The following is a 19,848-nucleotide window of genomic DNA, read 5'->3' as shown; positions in this document are numbered from 1 at the left end:
ATATCGCAAGTTTAAAAAAGAAAATGCCAGTCAATTTCTTAACTGACTGGCATTACGCTGAGAAAGCGGCTTTTTTATGGGCTGGCGCATATTTCAGAGAGATTAACAGCCGGCAGTGCCAAGCGCATGGCCGCGCCGGCATCAGCCAAAGGCGGCGGCTAAACGATTACTGCGCTTAAATGCATCACATGCTTATTCCTCAAGCCCGCCAAATAGGGTGTATTTGATTTCCATATAGTCTTCAATGCCGTATTTAGAGCCTTCCCGGCCTAAGCCCGAATGCTTGACGCCGCCAAAAGGCGCGACTTCATTGGAAATAATGCCCTTATTGATGCCCACCATGCCGTATTCCAGCTGCTGGCTCATGCGCCATGCGCGGCCTAAGTTATTGGTATAGCAGTAGGACGCCAAACCGAAATCTGTATCATTCGCCATTTCTACAGCCTGGCGCTCAGTCTCAAATTTAAATACAGCGGCCAGCGGGCCAAAGGTTTCCTGCGTTGCTACATCCATATCCGGCGTGACATCGGCAATCAATGTCGGCTCAAAGAACAGCGCGCCGGCTGCATGCGGCTGGCCGCCTGCAATCAGTTTGGCGCCTTTATCCAATGCATCCTGAATATGCGACTGCACTTTCTGCACGGCTTGCTGATTGATCACCGGCCCAATGTCATGACCACCCTCCAAGCCGTTTCCAATTGAAAACGCTTGCATTTTTTCATTCAGGCGCTGAATAAACTGCTCATAAATGCCGGCCTGCACCAAAAAGCGGTTCACGCAGACGCAAGTCTGCCCGGCATTTCTGAATTTGGCGATTAATGCGCCGTTGACCGCATCTTCCAGATTGGCATCGTCAAAAACAATAAACGGCGCATTGCCGCCCAGCTCCAGCGAAACTTTCTTCAAGGTCTTGGCAGATTTTTCCAGCAGCAGCTTGCCCACAGGCGTAGAGCCTGTAAAAGTGAACTTTCTCACATCATTGCTTTCAAAAAATGCATCGCCGATTTGGGCCGCATCGCCGGTAATAACACTGAAGACTTCTCCCGGCACGCCGGCCTGCATCGCCAAATCCGCCATAGCCAGCGCGGTAAATGGCGTTTCCGGCGCAGGCTTGACAATGCAGGGACAGCCGGCCGCCAGCGCTGGAGCCACTTTGCGGGTAATCATGGCGGCTGGGAAATTCCACGGGGTAATGGCGGCCACAATGCCGACCGGCTGCTTGGTCACCACAATCTGCGCATCCGCATACGGGCTTGGAATCACATCGCCATAAGTGCGTTTGGCTTCTTCGGCAAACCATTCCACAAAACTGGCCGCATAAATAATTTCACCCTTCGCTTCCGCCAAAGGCTTGCCCTGCTCGCTGGTTAAAATGAATGCCAGTTCGTCCGCATGCTGCAGCAGCAGATCATTCCATTTTTTTAAAATAATTGAGCGCTGTTTTGCCGTTTTGGCTTTCCATGCAGGCCATGCGTCTTTCGCAGCCTGAATCGCCTGTTCAGCTTCAGCCTTGCCCATATTCGGCACAGAACCGATGACTTCTAAAGTTGCAGGGTTGATGACCTCTGCCGTCTGCCGGCTTTGGGCATCGAGCCATTGGCCGCCTATGCAGGCTTTTTCATGGAATAAATTAAGCTGGTTCAATTGCATCACGCATTCCTTTCATCTCGGCACTATGCTCGCATAAATGCCGATCAACGCTGTATTTCATGGCGGAACATAAAATAGGATAAAAATGTACGCCCGCAGCCGCATGCCGAAATGGCCGGCAGGCTAAAGCCCCGCCACCGGCTCCACGCATGGCTGCCACTGTGAAGGGAGCCATTGCTCCCGCGGGCCATCCGCCGCTTTTTTATTGCCGGCTGGAGTCTTGCAATGCCAGTCTACACCTAAATTGTGCGCATCTTCCCTGCAGCCTGTATGGTTAATGCTGCAAAAACGCTTTGCCTGCAATGCTGTTTTGATTATTTTTCCAGAATGGCCATGTGATTTTGTTCATTTTATCATCCCAACTGGCTGGAGCGGTCAATGGTCAAAAACGGCGGGCCTTGCCGCCTGCCTCAAAACCTTCGATGCACCGATGCTGCGCGGCAGCATAGATAAAACGCTCAATTAAAAAAGCCAGCCAATAATTAAATTGACTGGCTTAAACAGCGCGGACTGGCGTGCAGCCCAGCCACGGTTAAAGTTTCGGGTCGCGCAGCTGCACTGAACCTGAATTGGCTTTCAGCAAAGTTTCAGCCAGCTTATTCATCACCGCTGGAACCAGCGCATCGGCCACTTGCGCCGCATGCAGGCCCAGCTTCTCGCCTAAGGTCGGCTTGCGGCGCGTTTCAATCACATAGATATCATGCTGCGGCAGCAGATTCAGCAAAAACTCATCGGAAGTCTGCAGGCGGTCGACCAGATTCAGATCCAGCGCATCGTGCCCATACCAGTGCTCGCCGGTTGCCACTTTTTCCACATTCAGCTGCGGGCGGTATTTTTCCACAAAATGCTTAAACAGCGCATGGGTCTGCTGCAGCTCTTCTTCAAACTTGGCTTTGCCCTCTTCGGTATTTTCACCGAACATGGTCACGGTGCGCTTGTACTGGCCTGCGGTATAAAGCTCAAAGTCGATATGCTTTTCCTTCAGCAGGCGGTTGAAATTCGGCACTTGCGCTACGACGCCTATGGAACCCACTACAGCAAAAGGCGCAGAAACAATTTCTGAGCCGATGCAGGCCATCATATAGCCGCCGCTGGCAGCCACTTTGTCTACGCAAATCGTCAGGTGAAAGCCGGCGTCGCGCAGGCGCACCAGCTGCGCAGCCGCCAAGCCATAGCCATGCACCATGCCGCCCGGGCTTTCCAGACGCACGACAACACGGTCCTTGCCAGCTTTAGCTGTTGCTAAAATCAAGGTGATTTCTTCACGCAGCTGCTCAACAGCAGACGCTGCGGTATCGCCTTTAAAGTCCAAAACATAAATTTTCTGATTGGTTTTTTTGCGGGCGCGCGCTTCTTTGGACAGCTGCTGCGCCAGCTGCAGCAGCTCCAATTTGGAAGCCGTGCTTTGCGCAATTTTTTTACGCTGTTCATTAATACGCGCATTTAAATGGCTAACGCGGATTTCAGCCGGCAATTTAGAAGTGTGGAATAGCATACCGATACAAGCCCGTTTAATTCATATTTTATGAGGAATAAGATGCGGGCGCTTCCCCCGGAATTCAATTTATATTTTGAAAATAATTATCATTGCAGAATTTGCATCAATCAAAAACGCTGCAGACTTTTCAGTTGAAATTGGCATGGCCTGATTTTCCTGATTAAATAATGCTTTACAGCAGAAATTTGCCGATAGAAACCGAAGCCTTATAATCCAGCCCCGGCTTTCTGTCCGGCAATAATTCATTCACTTTACAGCGGCAGACTCATTATGTTCAGTACTTTCCTTAGCAGGCATGCGGGCAGCGCCCTTCTGGCGGCCCTGCTCTCCGCCGGCATTTCCAGCCCCGGCTTTGCGGACAGCCCGCCTGCTGCGCAAGCATACGCCGCTGAAGCCTATCAGTCGGATCTGCAGCAGTTTAAAGACTTCTCCGCTGCCCATTCGCCTGCATTTACAGCCCTGTTTTCACAAATTGATGCTGAAGATGAGCATGCCGTTACCGAAGCTCAGTTTTCCAGCATGCAGCTGCAGCTTGAAGATATGGCCGCCGCTGTGCAGAAACTAGCGCTGCGCAGCCCCGAAGCGCAGCGCGTTCAAGCTGAACTGCTGACTTTGATGGATTTCTTTGCGCGCTATTTAACGGCTTTGAAAACCGCTGACATCAGAATCATGCAGCAGCTTGATGCTGAAAAAGCGCTGCTGATGCAGAATCTTAATAATGCGAAGGCGCAGCTGTTTGCAAAAACAGCGCAATAAAAAAGAGCCTCCCGGCTCTTCTCTATGCGTCGCTCAAATGCTGCTTTAATTAACCGAAACGGCCGGTAATGTAGGCTTCTGTCAGCTGATGATCCGGCTGGGTGAAAACTTTCTCAGTCGAGTTGACTTCAATCAGGTCACCCAAATGGAAGTATGCTGTGCGGTCAGATACACGGGCTGCTTGCTGCATGGAGTGCGTTACAATCGCAATAGTGTACTGCGCGGAAAGTTCTGAAATCAGCTCCTCCACTTTTGCAGTCGCAATCGGGTCCAGCGCAGAACATGGCTCATCCATCAGAATCACTTCCGGGCTGACCGCAATGGTGCGCGCAATGCACAGGCGCTGCTGCTGGCCGCCTGACAGGCCGGTGCCCGGCTGGCTTAAGCGGTCTTTTACTTCATCCCAAAGGCCGGCTTTGCGCAGGCTGTTTTCGACAATTTCTTCCATGTCGTATTTGTCGCGCGCCAAGCCATGCAGCTTAGGGCCGTACGCCACATTCTCAAAAATTGATTTCGGGAACGGGTTCGGCTTCTGGAACACCATGCCGACCTGCGCGCGCAGCAGCACCACGTCCAAATTCGGATCGTAAATATCCTGATTGTCCAGCATCACCTTGCCTGTCACGCGGCAGGAATCAATAGTGTCATTCATGCGGTTCAGTGTCCGCAGGAAAGTCGATTTGCCGCAGCCGGACGGCCCGATGAATGCAATCACTTCATTTTCGTAGACCTGCAGGTCAATGCCTTTGATTGCTTCCGCTTCGCCGTAGTACACATGCACATCAGAAGTGCTGAGCTTAACATTTTTCGACTTGGCGTCTTTTTTCGCGCTGGACTGCGTATCAAACTGCGACACAAAAGAAGTCGATGGCTGTTTTTGCGCTTCCGGAGAAGCCGTAAATTGTGTTTGCTCTGGATTCACTGCTTTATCCTGATCTAAGGAATTCGTTTTTGATGTTGCCGTTGCCGTATTCATATAATGCTCTCAATTACCAGCGCACTTCAAATTTCTTGCGCAGCCAGATGGCTAAACTGTTCAAGCCGATCATCAGCGCAAGAAGCACGATAATGGCAGCCGCCGTGCGGCCTTCAAAGAAGTTGCGCAATTCATTGCCTTGCCACAGGAAAATCTGCACAGGCAATGCCGTAGACTGATCCAGCGGCGTTGCCGGAACGCTGGCGACAAAGGCGCTCATGCCAATCAATAATAATGGCGCGGTTTCACCCAAAGCCTGCGCTACGCCAATAATCGCGCCGGTTAAAATACCCGGCAAAGCCAGCGGCAGCACATGATGGAACACCGTCTGCAGGCGTGAAGCGCCTAAGCCTAAAGCCGCTTGGCGGATGGATGGAGGCACCGCCTTAAGTGAGGCGCGCGTGGTGATAATCACCGTTGGCAGCGTCATTAAGCTCAGCACCAGGCCGCCGACCAAAGGTGCAGACAAAGGCATGTGCATCCAGCCGATAAAGATTGAAGCGCCCAGCAGGCCGAATACAATTGACGGTACGGCAGCCAAGTTGTTGATATTCACTTCAATCACATCTGTAAGGACATTTTTTGGCGCAAACTCTTCCAGATAGACTGCTGATGCAACGCCAATTGGAATCGAGATGAGGATCACGATCATCATCATGAACAGCGAGCCCATGAATGCGCCAGCCAAACCTGAAGTTGCAGGCGAGCTGCGCGAATCCGGGCTGGTGAAAATATTGGTGTTGAAGCTGTTGGTGATAATGCCCTGCGCCTTCAGCTGATCCGCCAGCTGGCGCACTTCAGGGCTCAACTGCTGCTGATCATCCGGCAAAGAGCGGTCAATATTGCCGGCCAGCCAGACATCCACATTGGCGTCAGCAAGCAGTTTAATGTCCTGCTTTTTGCCAATCAGCGACGGGTCAGCAAATACCATGTCACGCAGGCGGTATGCTTCCGAACTGGTATACAGCGACGCCAAATCATCGCGCTTGGCTTCCAGAGCATGGTCTTTGGCAATTAAGCCGTTGACAATTAAAGCATCCCAATCCGCCATGCCCATGTCAGTCTGCCATGCAACATAGCGCTCCTGATAATGCGCAGGAGATTCGCCCGCTTTCTGCACAGGCTTAGGGCCGGCATTGATAATGGACGGATCAAAGTATACCGGCACCGTCATGCTGCTTTGCCAGAAAGACGGCAAGCCTTTGGCCAGGATGCTGCCGAACAGCAGCGCGACAAAGAACAGGCCGGCAATCACCGCAGAGAAGCCGGCAATGCGGAAGGTTTTTTCTTTACGGTGGCGCTTGGCCAAAGAGCTTTCAATGGTTTTTTTACGCTTTTCACGCAATTCCGCAGCAGCCCGAGGGTCCAGCGCCTGATCCATAGATGATGTGTTTGAAGTGCTCATTATTCGTATTGCTCACGGTATTTGCGCACGATGTAAAGTGCCACAATGTTCAAACCCAAGGTAATCACAAACAAGGTTAAGCCAAGTGCGAATGCCACCAATGCTTGCGGGCTGGCAAAGTCTGTATCGCCAGTGAGCTGGTTTACAATGGTAATGGTTACGGTAGACACTGCTTCAAGCGGATTGATATGCAGCAGCGGGCTGTTGCCGGCCGCCAGAACCACAATCATGGTTTCGCCGATTGCGCGTGAGGCTGCTAAAAGGAATGCGCCGATAATGCCCGGGAGCGCCGCCGGAATCACGACTTGGCGGATGGTTTCCGACTTGGTCGCGCCTAGGCCCAATGAACCGTCACGCAGCGCGCGCGGCACCTGAGTAATAATGTCATCGGACAGTGATGATACAAACGGAATGATCATGATGCCCATCACAAAGCCGGCCGTTAATGCGCTGGTCGCATTAATGTCTAAGCCAATCAACGCGCCCAGATCTTTGGCAAACGGGCCAATGACCATCAGGGCAAATACGCCGTAAACAATTGTTGGAATGCCCGCCAAGACTTCAATCGTCGGCTTGGCCCAAGAGCGGAAGCGCGGTGAAGCATATTCAGCCAGATAGATGGCGATCATCAGGCCCACCGGCACAGCAACCAGAAGCGCAATGCCGCTGACCATCAAGGTGCCCCAAAGCAGCGGAAGCAGGCCGTAGCTGCCTTCTGCATTGCCGGATGTGCTGAAGCCCGGGTTCCATTCTGTGCCGAAGAAGAAATCGAATGGGCTGACAAAGCTGAAGAAGCGCATGGCTTCACTGAACATCGACATCACAATGCCGATTGTGGTCAAAATCGCCACGCCGGAACACAGCGCCAAGGCCACGTTAATGATTTTTTCAACCTGGTTGCGTGCGCGGTACTGTTTTTCTACGCGGCGCTTGGCCCAAACCAGGCCGATTAATGCAGCACAGATCACCACAGCCAGCTTGGCGAAAGATGCAATATTTTCAAATTTAGCCAATTGCTGCGCAGCCGCCAGTTCATAGGCAGCCGGCGTATCGCTTACGCCAAAGCCTGAAGCAATCGCCTGAACCCGGTCAACCAGCACGCTGATGCTGGCCGGATCAAGCGTGGCTTTAATCTGCTCAGGAACAGTATTTAAAACCACTTGCTTCAGAATGTTCGGTTCAACAATATTCCAAACAATCAAAATTAAAAAAGCAGGGATGCCGCACCAGAGCGCAACCAAAGCGCCGTAATAGCCTGGCCGCGAATGCAGCATTGCTGAGTTATTTCCCTGGCCTGCCAGTTTACGGCTTTTGGTCAAGCCAATTTGATAGGCTATGGCAATAATCGCCAGCAATACACCTATAAGCAGCAGATTCATGTATTCTCCACCGTTTTTTCAATTTTCATTCTTTGAAAAAACTTTCTATTCGCAAAAAGCCAAAGGCAGGATCACCCTGCCATCAGCCTCTTCACCATTACTTATTTAACTGCTTTGCCTGCTTTGAAGTTCGCAAGAACCTGCGCACGCTCTTTGTCTGACATAGAGATCAGGCCGGCTTTTTCCAGTTTAGAACCTTTGCCTGAAACTTTTTTGCTCAGGAAGAATTCTGTGTACTGCGGCAAGCCTTTGATTGATTTCAGGTGTTCGCCTTTCACGTAGAAGAACAGCGGGCGCGATACCGGGTAAGAACCGTTCAGAATGGTTTTCTCAGAAGGCGCTACATTGTTTACTGTCGCTACGCGCAATTTGTCGCGGTTTTGGTCATAGAAGCCTAAGCCAAACACGCCCACTGCGCTTGGAGAAGTTTTTAAGCGCGCCAGTGTTTCAGTATAGTCGCCCGCAATTTCAATAACTTTGCCGTCTTTACGGAAAGTTGAGCATGCTTTTTTCTGAGCGTCTTTGTCCAGCTTGGCAAATGCTGCATAAGTTTCACAGCCTGCATCAACCATTTTTTCCTGGAACACTTCACGCGTACCGTGGTTAGATGCTGGAATTACCAGTGTAATCGGCTCATTTGGAAGCGCTTTATCAATTTGATTCCAGCGCGTATATGGGTTTGCAACCATTTTGCCGTTTGAAGGAAGCTCAGCTGCCAGCGCTGCAAATACGTGCTGCGGACGCAATTTATACGCTGCTTTTTTGACATTTGACGCGAATACAATGCCGTCATAGCCGATTTTAATTTCCAAGACTTGATTCACGCCGGCTTTTTTACAGGCAGCCAATTCAGTATCTTTAATTTTGCGAGATGCGTTTGCGATATCAATGGTGTTGTCGCCTACACCGTTACAGAACTGCTTCAAGCCGCCTGAAGAACCGCCAGAACCCACAACTGGAGTTTTGAACTGCGGGAAAGTATTGCCGAATTCTTCAGCAACAATACTTGCATAAGGCAAAACAGTAGAAGAACCGGCGATTTGGATTGTGTCACGCGCTGCGTTTGCGGTTGTTGCTGCAGCCGCCCCAGTGAGTGCCAGTGCAAGTGCGATATTAGTAAAGCGCATTCTCATCTCTCTTATTTGATGCAGTTTAGGAGTACGCCACTTTTTATTAAGTTTTGTACTTATTTCGATAACTGCATTTTGATTTTAGAATATGACAGATAAGTTACAGCTTTATGACGATTTTGTGATATTTGAAAACCGGCTTTTTATTTTGATAAATTTCTTTTAAATTCAATACATAACCCAACTATTAACGCGCTCCAATTTGCTTGGCGGCGCAGTTGGATTTGTAATAATTCATACAGCCGGCAGGCAGAACCGCAGCAAAAGCAGCAATGCCAACGCGCCGGCCTGCGCTTTTTCATCCTATATTCACACTGTTTTAATCATGCTGTCATATCGCGCGCATGCGCGCCGCCATGCTGATGCGCCAGCACGGAAAAAAGGCCACCGAAGTGACCTTTTAACTCATCTAAATCACGCGATTGCCGGCGTATAAGTGCCGTCAGCAATTGGGCCTTTAATGCGCTCAGCTTCCGCAAGCACAAGCGCAAGCAGGTTCTTCACGTTTTCAAGCGTCGCAACCGGGCTTAAAGTGGTCATTTTCAAGGACTGAACCTGACCAACTTTAGTCACACCGATATTCGCTTCACCGCGCGCAAACAGCTCATCTGCAACGTTCTGGTTCAGCGTATCCAGCAATTCAGCAGGATAGCCCTCAGGCACTACGCGGAACAGCACAGACGCAAACTGAGGCTCTACTAAAAGCTCTAAGCCAGCTGCCGCTTTAATATAGTCCGCAACGTCACGCGTCAGCTTAACGCCGTGGTCAATCATTGAACCGTAAAGCTCTTCGCCAAGCGATTCAACCGTCATCCACAATTTCAGCGCGTCGAAACGGCGCGTTGTCTGCAGCGACTTGGACACCAGGTTTGGAACGCCATGCTCTTCATCATAAGCGGAGTTCAAATACTCAGCTTCATAATGCATGAAGCGGTAGTTCGCCTCGTCTTTCAGCAGGAACGCGCCGCATGAAATGGTCTGGAAATAATGCTTGTGGAAATCCAGCGTTACCGAATCCGACAGTTCAATGCCGTCCAGCATAGAGCGGTAGTCATTTGAAAGGATCAGCGCACCGCCCCATGCCGCGTCGATATGCATCCACGCGCCATATTTATTGGTAATTTCACGGACTGCTTTCAATGGATCAATCGCGCCGGCATCAGTTGTGCCCGCAGTCGCAACCACGCACGCTACAATCTTGCCTTCAGCCTGAAGGTGCGCCATGGTTTTTTCCAAAGCGTCAACATCCATCTGCGCATTTTCATTTACAGGGACAGTGACCACAGATTGGAAGCCCATGCCCATCATCGCCATGTTCTTTTGCACAGAGAAATGCGCATTTTCAGAACAGATGACTTTGACATTGCGCATCGCGTCGGCAGGAATGCCGTCACGCTGCACAGACCACGGCTTGCCGTTTTCGTCTTTCCAGTTTTTCGCAATGCAGGCATCGCGCGCTAACAGTACGCCCATCAGGTTTGACTGCGTGCCGCCGGAGGTGAATACACCCGCCTGGCCTGCGCCGTAGCCGACTTTCTGGCGGAGCCAGTCAATCAGCTGAACTTCCATCAATGAACCGGCCGGGCTTTGATCCCAAGAGTCCATGGACTGGTTGGTGGCGTTAATCAGCACTTCCGCAATTTGGCTGGCGACCATTGTCGGGCAGTGCAAATGCGCAAGAGAATGCGGGTGATGCACTTTCAGGCTTTTATTCAGAAAAAGCTCAACCATGCGCTCCAGCGACTTCTGCACGCCCAAGCCTTCTTTAGAAGGATGGAATGAAATTGCTTCACGCAATTCCTTAATGCTGCCGCCCGTGTACATTTTATCGTTTTGCAACCATGCAGCGACTGCTTTAGTCGCCTGCTCCATTGCTGACTCATAGTCAGCAATAGATGCAGCATCGTTGCAGAGCAGCGCTTTACGGTGTTCTGCAAAATCTACCATATTATGCGCCTCGAACTGCAATAAGAGCTTCCGCCAGCGCTTTCTTGAAGCGGACAATCACTTCTTCGCACTCGGCTTGATTAATGATCAGCGGGCAAAGCAGGCGGATCACTGTGCCGTTGCGGCCGCCTTTTTCCAGCAACAGCTTGTTGTTGAAGCAAGCGGTCTGAATTGCAGCAGCCAGCTGGCCGTCTGCAGGCAGCGAGCCCATGTGGTCTGCAGGCTTGCGTTCATCAACAATTTCAACGCCAAGCATCAAGCCGCGGCCGCGCACGTTGCCGATGCATGGGAATTCAGCAGCCAATTTTTTAATTTCAGCCTGCAGGAAATCACCGCGCTCCTGCGCATTTTGCGCAAGGTTCTGCTCTTTGATGGTTTGGATTGTTGCCAAGCCAGTGCCCATAGCCAGCTGGTTGCCTCGGAAAGTGCCCGTGTGGCCAGCCGGCTGCCATGCGTCAAACTTGCGCTTGATGCCCAGCACCGCTAACGGCAGGCTGCCGCCAACCGCTTTAGACATTACAACCACGTCAGGCTCAATGCCTGCATGCTCAAATGCGAACATTTTGCCTGAACGCGCAAAGCCTGCTTGAACTTCGTCAAGAATCAGCACAATGTTGTGCTTTTCAGTCACTTCGCGGATCTTTTTCAGCCATTTCACCGGCGCAGTTACGACGCCGCCTTCGCCTTGAATCGCTTCAAGAATGACAGCAGCCGGCTTGGTTACGCCGCTTTCCACATCTTCAATGAAGTTTTCGAAGAAGTAAGTCAGCGCATCAACGCCCGCTTCGCCGCCAATGCCCAGCGGGCAGCGGTATTCATGCGGATACGGCATAAACTGCACGCCCGGCATCAAGCCGTTTACGGCATTTTTAGCCGACAGGTTGCCGGTCATAGCCAAAGCGCCATGCGTCATGCCGTGATAGCCGCCTGAAAAGCTGATCACTGAACTGCGGCCAGTATAGGTTTTTGCAAGCTTAATCGCAGCTTCTGTGCCATCTGCACCAGATGGGCCGCAGAACTGCAGGCAGTATTCTTCCTGTCCGCCCGGAAGCTGTGACAAAAGCGCTTCAGTAAAAGCGTCTTTTAAGGGAGTTGTTAAATCTAAAGTATGCAAAGGCAGGCCGCTTGCTAAAGTGTCCTGAATACTTTTAATCACCGCAGGATGGTTATGGCCTAATGCCAGTGTTCCTGCCCCAGCTAAACAATCGAGGTACTTTGTACCTTCAACATCGGTAACCCAACAACCATGTGCTTCCGCTATCGCTAACGGTAATTTACGTGGATAACTACGAACATTCGATTCCATCTGACTTTGGCGAGTCAAGTAGTATTCGTTTGTGGAAGTGGTGGCAGGGTTTACAGAAGTAACGCTCATATCGAATTACCATCTCTGATATGGGTTGAAAGAAATAAGTCGGGGGACTTGCAGTCTTTTGACTCGGTGCTTTATAGATATCCAGCCAGCCAGTTTCTGCCCGGCCGACTAGGAAGCCGGATAATACAGTTTTTTTCAGGAAAATAAACAACTTTTGCTGCCTAATTTTCCCAATTCCTGTCAAAAAAACAGATCTCACTAACCGGCAGGGTAAATTATCATCTTACATTGTGACAGCACAAAGAAAACCCGATTATTTTAGCCTTTTTTAGGCATTATTGGCACTTATTATAAATTTCAAACAAATAATTCTGTAAACCCATAATTCTAAAAAAAATATAAAATTAATTTTCCGGCATTTCATGATATTTTTATTTACAATCTCACCACAATTATTCCGGAAAGTTTCCACATTCAGCGCTTAAGATTTTCACAAATGCTGATAAAGCTGCTTTTACAACAATAGGTTCAATTATGCGCACTTTAGCCCTCTCTACTTTATTTGCAGGCTTGGCCGGCATGGCCCTCAGCGTTAATGCGCAGGCAAGCGATGCACTGACTTACAATGTGGTCAACATTCAGGCGGAAGCTGCCCGCCAAGTGTCCAATGATGAAATGCATGCCGTGCTGTATATTGAAAAATCCAACAAGCAGCCGGCTGAACTGGCGGCGCAGATTAACCAGCTGATGACGCAAGCGGTAGGCACCGCCCGCAAATATCCAAATGTGAAAATTGAAACCGGTTCGCAAAGCACCTACCCGATTTATGACAACGACAACCGCAAACTGAAAGAATGGCGCGGCCGCGCCGAAGTCCGCCTGGAAAGCACCGACTTTAAAGCCGCCAGCCAGCTGGTCAGCGAGCTTCAGCAAAATTTCCAGACGCAGTCCATCAACTTCAGCATTTCAGATGCGCAGCGTAAAAAAGTTGAAAATGAGCTGATGGTTGAGGCGTCAAAAAACTTCCAGCAGCGCGCGCAAACGCTGGCGCAGGCCTGGAGCAAATCCGGCTACAACCTGGTCAGCCTGAATCTGAATACCAACAATTATTTTCCGCAGCCTGTTTTTGCGCGCGTGAGCATGGCGAAATTCGCCGATGCTGAAGCCGTGCCTGTTCAGGATGTTGCCAGCGGCGAGTCGAAAATCACCGTAAGCGCAAGCGGAACCATTCAGTTCAAGTAACAGACTGGCCGCTAGTTTGGCCCTAAAACCGCGCAGTTGCGCGGTTTTTTGTTTCAGCCATTAACTCCTGCTTCAAAAAATACGCTTAGCCTGCGTCAGCTTAATTCGGACGCCTATTAATCAGGCCGCTAAAAACCTGCTTATTCAGCGATGAACCATAAGCGGCGATTGCCGCCACCAGACTGGCCACAAAGCCGCTGACAGATGATGCGGATATGATCAATCTCTTACAGAAGTTATTTATTAGGCCGAAAATTTCAGCAACCCAGTTGGCAGGAAGGCCTTGCCGGGGAAATATTTCAGTTATGCTGCATTAAATTACACAGCGGATTTTCGGTTTTGATAAAGTTCTTGCCTATTTTTTGTTATTTTTCATTGTTTTTCCATGTCACTTGATAGCTTAAACCTGTATTTATTCAATATTCTGAATGCGCCCGATCAAGCCTCGCCTTTAATGGTCAGTTACGCTACTTTTGCCGCGCATGACCTCATTTATCTATTGTTCCTCATCTTTGCTGTGCTGTGGCTGCGCGGCAGCGATCCAGTGAAGAAACAGATTCTGAAAGCCTTTATTTTTACCTGCGCCGCGCTCTCAATCAGCGAAACGGTTTCCGCCCTGCTGCATACGCCGCGCCCATTCGTGATGGACGTCGGCCGTACCCTGATTGAGCATTCGCCTACAGGCTCATTTCCAAGCAACCATATGACCATTTTAAGCAGCATCGCCTTTGCTTATTATTTTTCCGAACAGCGCCAGGTCGGCAAATTCCTGCTGATTCTGGCCTGGCTGGTGGCATGGGCGCGGATTTATGTCGGCGTGCATTTTCCCATCGACATGCTCGGAGCGTTCTTTCTGGCCCTAGCCGTCAACGTTGCCGGCCTGGCGCTGTGGAATAAATACAAAGACCTGCTGATGGGCTGGGTGATGGCCATCTACCGGAAAATTTTCAATCCACTGATTGAAAAGGGCTTGGTGAAATAAACCTTCCTATTTAAGCCGCATAAAAAAATCCCGCTCGGAAGCGGGATTTTTTTATTTCAAACAGAATCAGTAGATGGCCATGTGATTGCGGTGAATCATTTCCAGCGAACGCGCTTCGCCCAGCACCTGATAAACCTTATCCGAAGCCAAGCCTTTCACGGTTTCCGCAGAACGGGAGCTGAAATTCACCCGGCCCACAGCCACGCGGTGGCCGCTGCTGTCAACACATTCAACCACATCGCCGCGGTCAAAATGCCCTTCAACACCGCGCACGCCCACCGGCAGCAAGCTGCGGTGGTTTTCCTTAATGGCTTTCACCGCGCCGTCATCAATCACCAGACGGCCAGCCGTCTGCAAATGCGCCGCCAGCCATTGCTGATGCGCCGTAATGCGGTCATTGTCGGTAATGAATAATGTGCCCAGCAGTTCGCCAGCCATTAAGCGCGACAGAACTTTGTCGCTTTCACCGCTGGCGATCAGCGTCGGGCAGCCGGACTTGGCCGCCAAGCGCGCAGCCCGCACTTTGGTCAGCATGCCGCCGCGGCCGAACTTGCCGCCGCCGCCCGCCATATCAAACAGGCTTTCATCCAGCGCGCGAACCGTATGGAACAGCTTGGCATTCGGATTTGAGCGTGGGTCTGAGTCAAACATGCCCTGCTGATCGGTTAAAATAATCAGCAAATCGGCATGCACCTGACCGGCGACCATAGCAGCCAAAGTGTCATTATCGCCAAAACGGATTTCGTCTGTAGATACGGTGTCATTTTCATTAATGACAGGAATCACCCGCCAGTCAATCAGATTCTGCAAGGCATCGCACGAATTGAGGTAGCGGCGGCGGTCGGCCAAGTCATCATGGGTCAGCAGCACTTGCGCAGTCTGAATTTTCAAACTGTCCAGCACGCTGGACCAAGTCTGAATCAGGCCCATTTGGCCAATGGCCGCGCACGCCTGTAGACTGGGCAGATCGGTGGGCCGATTCTCTAGCTTCATTCGAACCATGCCTTCAGCCACAGCGCCGGAAGACACGAGAATAATCTCGTGTCCTGCATTATGCAGATCTGCAATCTGTTTCGCCCAATGCGAAATTGCATCCAGATCTAAGCCTTTTCCGTTTGCTGTGAGTAAAGATGATCCGATCTTAACAACGACCCGTTTGCAGCCCTTAAGCTGACGCTGCCCATCCACCACTTCTATCATCTTGCCCTCAATAGCTCTTAAATCAGAGCTTAACGTACGTAGTACACTTCCATTTCGCCGTCATCTTCATCGTCATCATCATCCTCGCCCAGTAAGCCGGCAAGGCGCTGCTGACGGCGCATCTCGCGATACGCTTCTTTGGCAGCAATGGTCTGTTCGCGTGTTTCAGCTTCAAGCTGATCACGGAACGCTTTCATTTCCGCCGCGTATTCTGGATCTTCAGCTTCGCGCTCACGCTGCTGCTCAATCTGATCCATCAGGTAATACACAACTTCCTTCGTCCCTTCAGACATCAGGCCTGAAGTTTTGAATACCGGGCCTTTCCAGTCCAGTTCTTCAAGAATGTGATTGCACCATTCTTCCTTCGTGTCTTCATCCAATTGATCGAGCTTGTTCAGCACCAGAACAACCGGCAGCTTAGACAAGGTTGGAGAGAATTTTTTCAGCTCTGCCAAAATCGCTTTCGCGTTGTACGCCGGGTCGGAACCGTCAATCGGCTGCACATCCACAATGTGCAGCAAGATGCGGGTACGCGCCAAATGCTTCAGGAAGCGGATGCCCAAGCCTGCGCCTTCGGAAGCGCCTTCAATCAGCCCCGGAATATCCGCCATCACAAATGAACGGTAGCGGTCAGCATCGACAACGCCCAGGTTTGGCACCATGGTGGTAAACGGATAATCCGCCACTTTCGGCTTGGCTGCAGATACTGCACGGATAAAGGTAGATTTGCCCGCATTCGGCATGCCCAGCAAGCCGACATCAGCTAAAACTTTAAGCTCCAGGCGGATTTCGCGGAACTCGCCTTTAATGCCGTGCGTGCATTGGCGCGGGCTGCGGTTTACCGATGATTTAAAGTGGGTGTTGCCCAAACCGCCATCACCGCCTTTTGCAACCAGCACTCTCTGGCCGTCTTCAATCAGGTCGCCAATAATGTCGCCGGATTCTACGTCCACAATAGTGGTGCCGACTGGAACTTTCAAAATAATGTCTTCACCGCCGCGGCCTGAACAGTTTGCACCGCGGCCATTTTTACCGCGTTCTGCGCGGAATCTGCGGGTATAGCGGTAATCAACCAGTGTGCCGGTGTCATCATCCGCCTGAATGTAAACGCCGCCGCCGCGGCCGCCGTCACCGCCGTCTGGACCGCCAAACGGTACGAATTTTTCGCGGCGAAAACTGGCTACGCCATTGCCACCGTCGCCAGCCTCTACGGTAATGACTGCTTCATCAACAAAGCGCATATTGCCAATCCTCTAAAAACTTTAAAAACCGCCTATTCTGCCATATTTTAAAGCATTTCTCGAATAGATTTATTCAGCAAATACTGAGTATTTTTGCTTTTCGCCATTTCAACAGCGGCATCATTTGTTAAAAAGCATACTTTTGACCGCAGCCTGCCTGCAAAATAAGCGAATTGGCCCTTTGAAAAATCAGCGCTATTTTTCCTGTTTGCGGACAGCTGCTCCACGCATGATCCCGCAGCGGCGTCAAGCAGGCTTCCGAGGGCTGCTTATTTTTTCCCTTCCAGAATTTCAGGCAGCTTCATTTCAATCCAGCCCACCAGATACATGACTTTTTCCGCCGCCTGCGCGCCTGAAATAGTCAGCTGGTATTCCACTTTTGGCGGCACAACCGGATAAACCGTGCGCAGAATAAAGCCGTCCTGCTCTAATGTTTTCAAGGTTTGCGCCAGCATTTTTTCACTGATGCCCTCGATCCGCTTCTTCAGCTCACTGAAACGGTGCACGCCATCGCTTAAGCAGCGTAAAACCAGCACCGCCCATTTGCTGGTTAAATGTTCCAGTATTTTACGCGATGGGCACTCGCTGGATAAAACCTGTCCTAATAACTTACTCGAAGCGTATGCGCTCACCAAATCTCTCCAATGCGTAATTCACTTACTTTTTGGTACGTACTTACAATTTGTAAGTTAGCAGATTATGATTGCACCATCAAGTACATTTTATCAGCACTTATTAAGGTTAAAATTATGAAAATCGCAATTACAGGCGCAACAGGCCAGCTTGGCCAGCTGGTTATTCAAGCGCTGCTGAAAAATACTGCAGCGGATCAAATTGTGGCTTTAGTGCGCAATGAAGCTAAAGCAGCCGAACTGAAAGCGCAAGGCATTGAGCTGCGCCATTTTGATTATGATACGCCGGAAACCCTAGCGCCTGCCCTTGCTGGCATTGACAAGCTGCTGCTGATTTCAGCCAATGAAATTGGACGGCGCACAGCGCAGCATCGGGCGGTCATTGAGGCTGCGCAGCAAGCCGGCGTGCCTTATATTGCCTACACCAGCTTATTGCGCGCAGACACCTCGCCTTTAGGCCTGGCGCAGGAGCACCGTGAAACCGAAGCCTTGATTAAAGCCAGCGGCATTGCCTACACCTTCCTGCGCAACAACTGGTACAGCGAAAACTATCTGGCGGATGCAGCCCATGCTGCTGAAACAGGCATCCGCTACGGCGCTGCGCAAGACGGAAAAATCAGCGCCGCCCCGCGCGCGGACTATGCCGAAGCGGCGGCCAAAGTGCTGGCCTCATCCGGCCATGAGCATAAAATCTATGAATTGGCAGCTTCAGAAAGCTTTACTTTAACTGACTTGGCGCAGGCCATCAGCCAAGCTTCAGGCAAAGCCACAGCCTATCAAAACCTCAGCCAGGAAGACTATGCGCAAGGCCTAAGCCAGGCGGGGCTGCCTGCGGGCCTAGTAGAGGTAATTGCGGATGCAGATGCGCAAACAGCCAAAGGCGCAATGTTCAGCAGCAGCAAAGATCTGGAAAGCCTGATTGGCCGCAAAACAGCTCCGATCAATGCGCAAGTGCAAGCGCTTTTTCAAGCGCAGAAAAGCTGATGATCTCTGCCGCTTGATCCACAGCGCATGCAGAACTTTAAACCAAAAACAGCATAAATAAAAAAAACCCGGCGGACGCCGGGTTTTTTACTGCTAAATCAACTCATGCATTAAAAGTTATGCATTGGTTTCAGCAGGAATTTTTGGATAGCTTACGCCGCCCATTTGTTCAGCAATGCGCAGCACTTGGCAGCTATAGCCTACTTCATTGTCATACCAAACATAAGCTGTCAGGCGGTTGCCGGAAGTAATTGTCGCCTGCGCATCAAATACACCGGCAGTGCGTGAACCGATAAAGTCAGAAGATACCACTTCAGTTGAGTTGGTATAGCCAATCTGGCCTTGCAGGCTTGAGCTGATTGAAATCTGACGGATGTATTCGTTCACTTCTTCACGGTCAACTTCTTTGCCTAAAGTCAGGTTCAGAATAGCCAGTGAAACGTTTGGCGTAGGAACACGCACCGAGTTGCCGGTCAATTTGCCTTGCAGCGCAGGAAGCGCTTTAGCAACAGCTTTAGCAGCGCCAGTTTCAGTGATCACCATGTTCAGTGTCGCTGCGCGGCCGCGGCGGTCAGCTTTATGGTAGTTGTCAATTAAGTTCTGGTCGTTTGTGAATGAGTGAACGGTTTCAACATGGCCATTCAGCACAGTGTACTTGTCATGCAAAACTTTCAATGTCGGAGTGATCGCATTGGTCGTACAGCTGGCAGCAGAAATAATCGTATCTTCATCAAGAATGTCTGCTTGGTTCACACCAAATACGACGTTCTTCATGTCGCCTTTGCCTGGCGCAGTCAGAATCACGCGGGCAGCGCCCGGGCATTTCAGGTGCTGCGAAAGGCCTTCAGCGTCACGCCATTTGCCTGTATTATCAATCACTAATGCATTTTCAATGCCGTAAGCAGTGTAATCCACTTCTGCAGGGCTAGATGCATAGATCACTTTGATGAATTGGCCATTTGCAATGATCGCTTCGTTTTCTTCATCAACAGAAATCGTGCCGGAGAATGGGCCATGGATAGAGTCACGGCGCAATAAAGACGCGCGTTTTTCCAAGTCGCCGTCAGAAGATTTGCGCACAACGATGGCTTTCAAGTTCAAGCCGCGGCCTAGACCGGACTGGCCAATCATCAGGCGCGCAAGGATGCGGCCGATACGGCCAAAACCGTAAAGCACAACATCACGGCCTTCAACTGAAGTCGCGCGGCCTTCAACACTTTTCACCGCAGCAGCGACAAATGCATTTACATCGCCGCCTTGCTCTTTAAAAGCAACAGCCAATTTGCCTAGATCAATTTCAGCTGTGCCAATGTTCTCGATTTTAGCCAAAGCTTCAAGAATCGGGAAAGTGTGAACAACTGAAAGTTCAACGTCCAGCATGCGGGTAAAGCGGTGCGCTTTTAAAATCTGGATCACTGAACGGTTAACTAAAGAACGTCCAAAAACTGAAACAACGATATTTTTTTCACGGTAAAGCTGACCGATCAAAGCGATCATTTGTTCCGCGATTT

General features: G+C 50.6%; 17 protein-coding genes. 5 read left to right on the top strand and 12 right to left on the bottom strand.

Going from position 1 to position 19,848, the window contains the following annotated elements; all coding sequences use genetic code 11:
• Positions 1–192: 192 nt before the first annotated feature.
• A complete protein-coding gene (locus tag RSA72_RS09075; RefSeq protein ID WP_332623934.1) occupies positions 193–1,650 on the bottom strand; it encodes an NAD-dependent succinate-semialdehyde dehydrogenase in 1,458 nt (485 codons plus the stop codon).
• 277 nt (positions 1,651–1,927) lie between these two features.
• Between RSA72_RS09075 and RSA72_RS09070 the strand changes: the two genes are divergently transcribed.
• Entirely contained in the window at positions 1,928–2,116 is a 189-nt protein-coding gene (locus tag RSA72_RS09070) for a hypothetical protein (protein ID WP_332623935.1), read from the top strand.
• 66 nt (positions 2,117–2,182) lie between these two features.
• On the opposite strand, the gene sohB is transcribed toward RSA72_RS09070, so the two are convergent.
• On the bottom strand, positions 2,183–3,145 hold the full coding sequence (gene sohB / locus RSA72_RS09065) for a protease SohB (protein ID WP_332623936.1): 963 nt from the start codon (positions 3,143–3,145) through the stop codon (positions 2,183–2,185).
• A 273-nt stretch (positions 3,146–3,418) separates the two neighbouring features.
• Here sohB and RSA72_RS09060 point away from each other — a divergent pair, with 273 nt between their 5' ends.
• Positions 3,419–3,904, top strand: coding sequence for a hypothetical protein (locus RSA72_RS09060; RefSeq protein ID WP_332623937.1), 486 nt, complete (start codon positions 3,419–3,421; stop codon positions 3,902–3,904).
• A gap of 49 nt (positions 3,905–3,953) precedes the next feature.
• On the opposite strand, the gene pstB is transcribed toward RSA72_RS09060, so the two are convergent.
• From pstB to RSA72_RS09030, 6 genes are all read right to left on the bottom strand, one after another.
• Positions 3,954–4,880 carry a phosphate ABC transporter ATP-binding protein PstB gene (pstB, locus tag RSA72_RS09055; RefSeq protein ID WP_332623938.1) on the bottom strand — a complete coding sequence of 309 codons (927 nt, stop codon included), beginning with the start codon at positions 4,878–4,880 and terminating at the stop codon, positions 3,954–3,956.
• Positions 4,881–4,893: 13 nt separating this feature from the next.
• Positions 4,894–6,285, bottom strand: a complete 1,392-nt coding sequence (gene pstA / locus RSA72_RS09050; RefSeq protein ID WP_332623939.1) for a phosphate ABC transporter permease PstA — start codon at positions 6,283–6,285, stop codon at positions 4,894–4,896.
• Positions 6,285–7,664 (bottom strand): phosphate ABC transporter permease subunit PstC, encoded by a 1,380-nt coding sequence (gene pstC / locus RSA72_RS09045; RefSeq protein ID WP_332633053.1) that lies wholly within the window; start codon positions 7,662–7,664, stop codon positions 6,285–6,287. Before pstC ends, pstA begins: the two co-directional genes overlap by 1 nt.
• 101 nt (positions 7,665–7,765) lie before the next feature.
• Positions 7,766–8,791 (bottom strand): substrate-binding domain-containing protein, encoded by a 1,026-nt coding sequence (locus tag RSA72_RS09040; protein WP_332623225.1) that lies wholly within the window; start codon positions 8,789–8,791, stop codon positions 7,766–7,768.
• A gap of 417 nt (positions 8,792–9,208) precedes the next feature.
• Positions 9,209–10,741, bottom strand: coding sequence for a pyridoxal phosphate-dependent decarboxylase family protein (locus RSA72_RS09035; protein WP_332623226.1), 1,533 nt, complete (start codon positions 10,739–10,741; stop codon positions 9,209–9,211).
• Between the two features lies 1 nt (position 10,742).
• Positions 10,743–12,116, bottom strand: a complete 1,374-nt coding sequence (locus tag RSA72_RS09030; protein ID WP_332623228.1) for a diaminobutyrate--2-oxoglutarate transaminase — start codon at positions 12,114–12,116, stop codon at positions 10,743–10,745.
• Between the two features lie 474 nt (positions 12,117–12,590).
• Here RSA72_RS09030 and RSA72_RS09025 point away from each other — a divergent pair, with 474 nt between their 5' ends.
• The gene (locus tag RSA72_RS09025) at positions 12,591–13,298 is read left to right on the top strand and encodes an SIMPL domain-containing protein (RefSeq protein WP_332623229.1); all 708 of its coding nucleotides are present in this window, start codon (positions 12,591–12,593) and stop codon (positions 13,296–13,298) included.
• 385 nt (positions 13,299–13,683) lie between these two features.
• Complete coding sequence (locus RSA72_RS09020) at positions 13,684–14,280, top strand: phosphatase PAP2 family protein (protein WP_332623231.1); 597 nt, start codon at positions 13,684–13,686, stop codon at positions 14,278–14,280.
• Positions 14,281–14,346: 66 nt separating this feature from the next.
• Here the strand turns inward: RSA72_RS09020 and proB are convergent, their stop codons facing one another.
• The 3 genes from proB to RSA72_RS09005 all read right to left on the bottom strand — a co-directional run bounded on the left by proB (position 14,347) and on the right by RSA72_RS09005 (position 17,353).
• Entirely contained in the window at positions 14,347–15,480 is a 1,134-nt protein-coding gene (proB, locus tag RSA72_RS09015; protein WP_332633051.1) for a glutamate 5-kinase, read from the bottom strand.
• Positions 15,481–15,509: 29 nt separating this feature from the next.
• Positions 15,510–16,721 carry an Obg family GTPase CgtA gene (cgtA, locus tag RSA72_RS09010; protein WP_332623234.1) on the bottom strand — a complete coding sequence of 404 codons (1,212 nt, stop codon included), beginning with the start codon at positions 16,719–16,721 and terminating at the stop codon, positions 15,510–15,512.
• A gap of 269 nt (positions 16,722–16,990) precedes the next feature.
• Positions 16,991–17,353, bottom strand: coding sequence for a winged helix-turn-helix transcriptional regulator (locus RSA72_RS09005; protein ID WP_332624614.1), 363 nt, complete (start codon positions 17,351–17,353; stop codon positions 16,991–16,993).
• A gap of 117 nt (positions 17,354–17,470) precedes the next feature.
• Here RSA72_RS09005 and RSA72_RS09000 point away from each other — a divergent pair, with 117 nt between their 5' ends.
• Positions 17,471–18,337, top strand: a complete 867-nt coding sequence (locus RSA72_RS09000; protein ID WP_332624613.1) for an SDR family oxidoreductase — start codon at positions 17,471–17,473, stop codon at positions 18,335–18,337.
• A 117-nt stretch (positions 18,338–18,454) separates the two neighbouring features.
• Here RSA72_RS09000 and RSA72_RS08995 read toward each other — a convergent pair.
• On the bottom strand, positions 18,455–19,848 hold a 1,394-nt coding region (locus RSA72_RS08995; RefSeq protein WP_332624612.1), incomplete at its 5' end, for a glyceraldehyde-3-phosphate dehydrogenase.

Source organism: Acinetobacter sp. (assembly GCF_036659555.1).
Taxonomy (GTDB): domain Bacteria; phylum Pseudomonadota; class Gammaproteobacteria; order Pseudomonadales; family Moraxellaceae; genus Acinetobacter.
The sequence above is the reverse complement of the archived record's forward strand: the minus strand, read 5'-3'. Positions and strand labels throughout refer to the sequence as shown.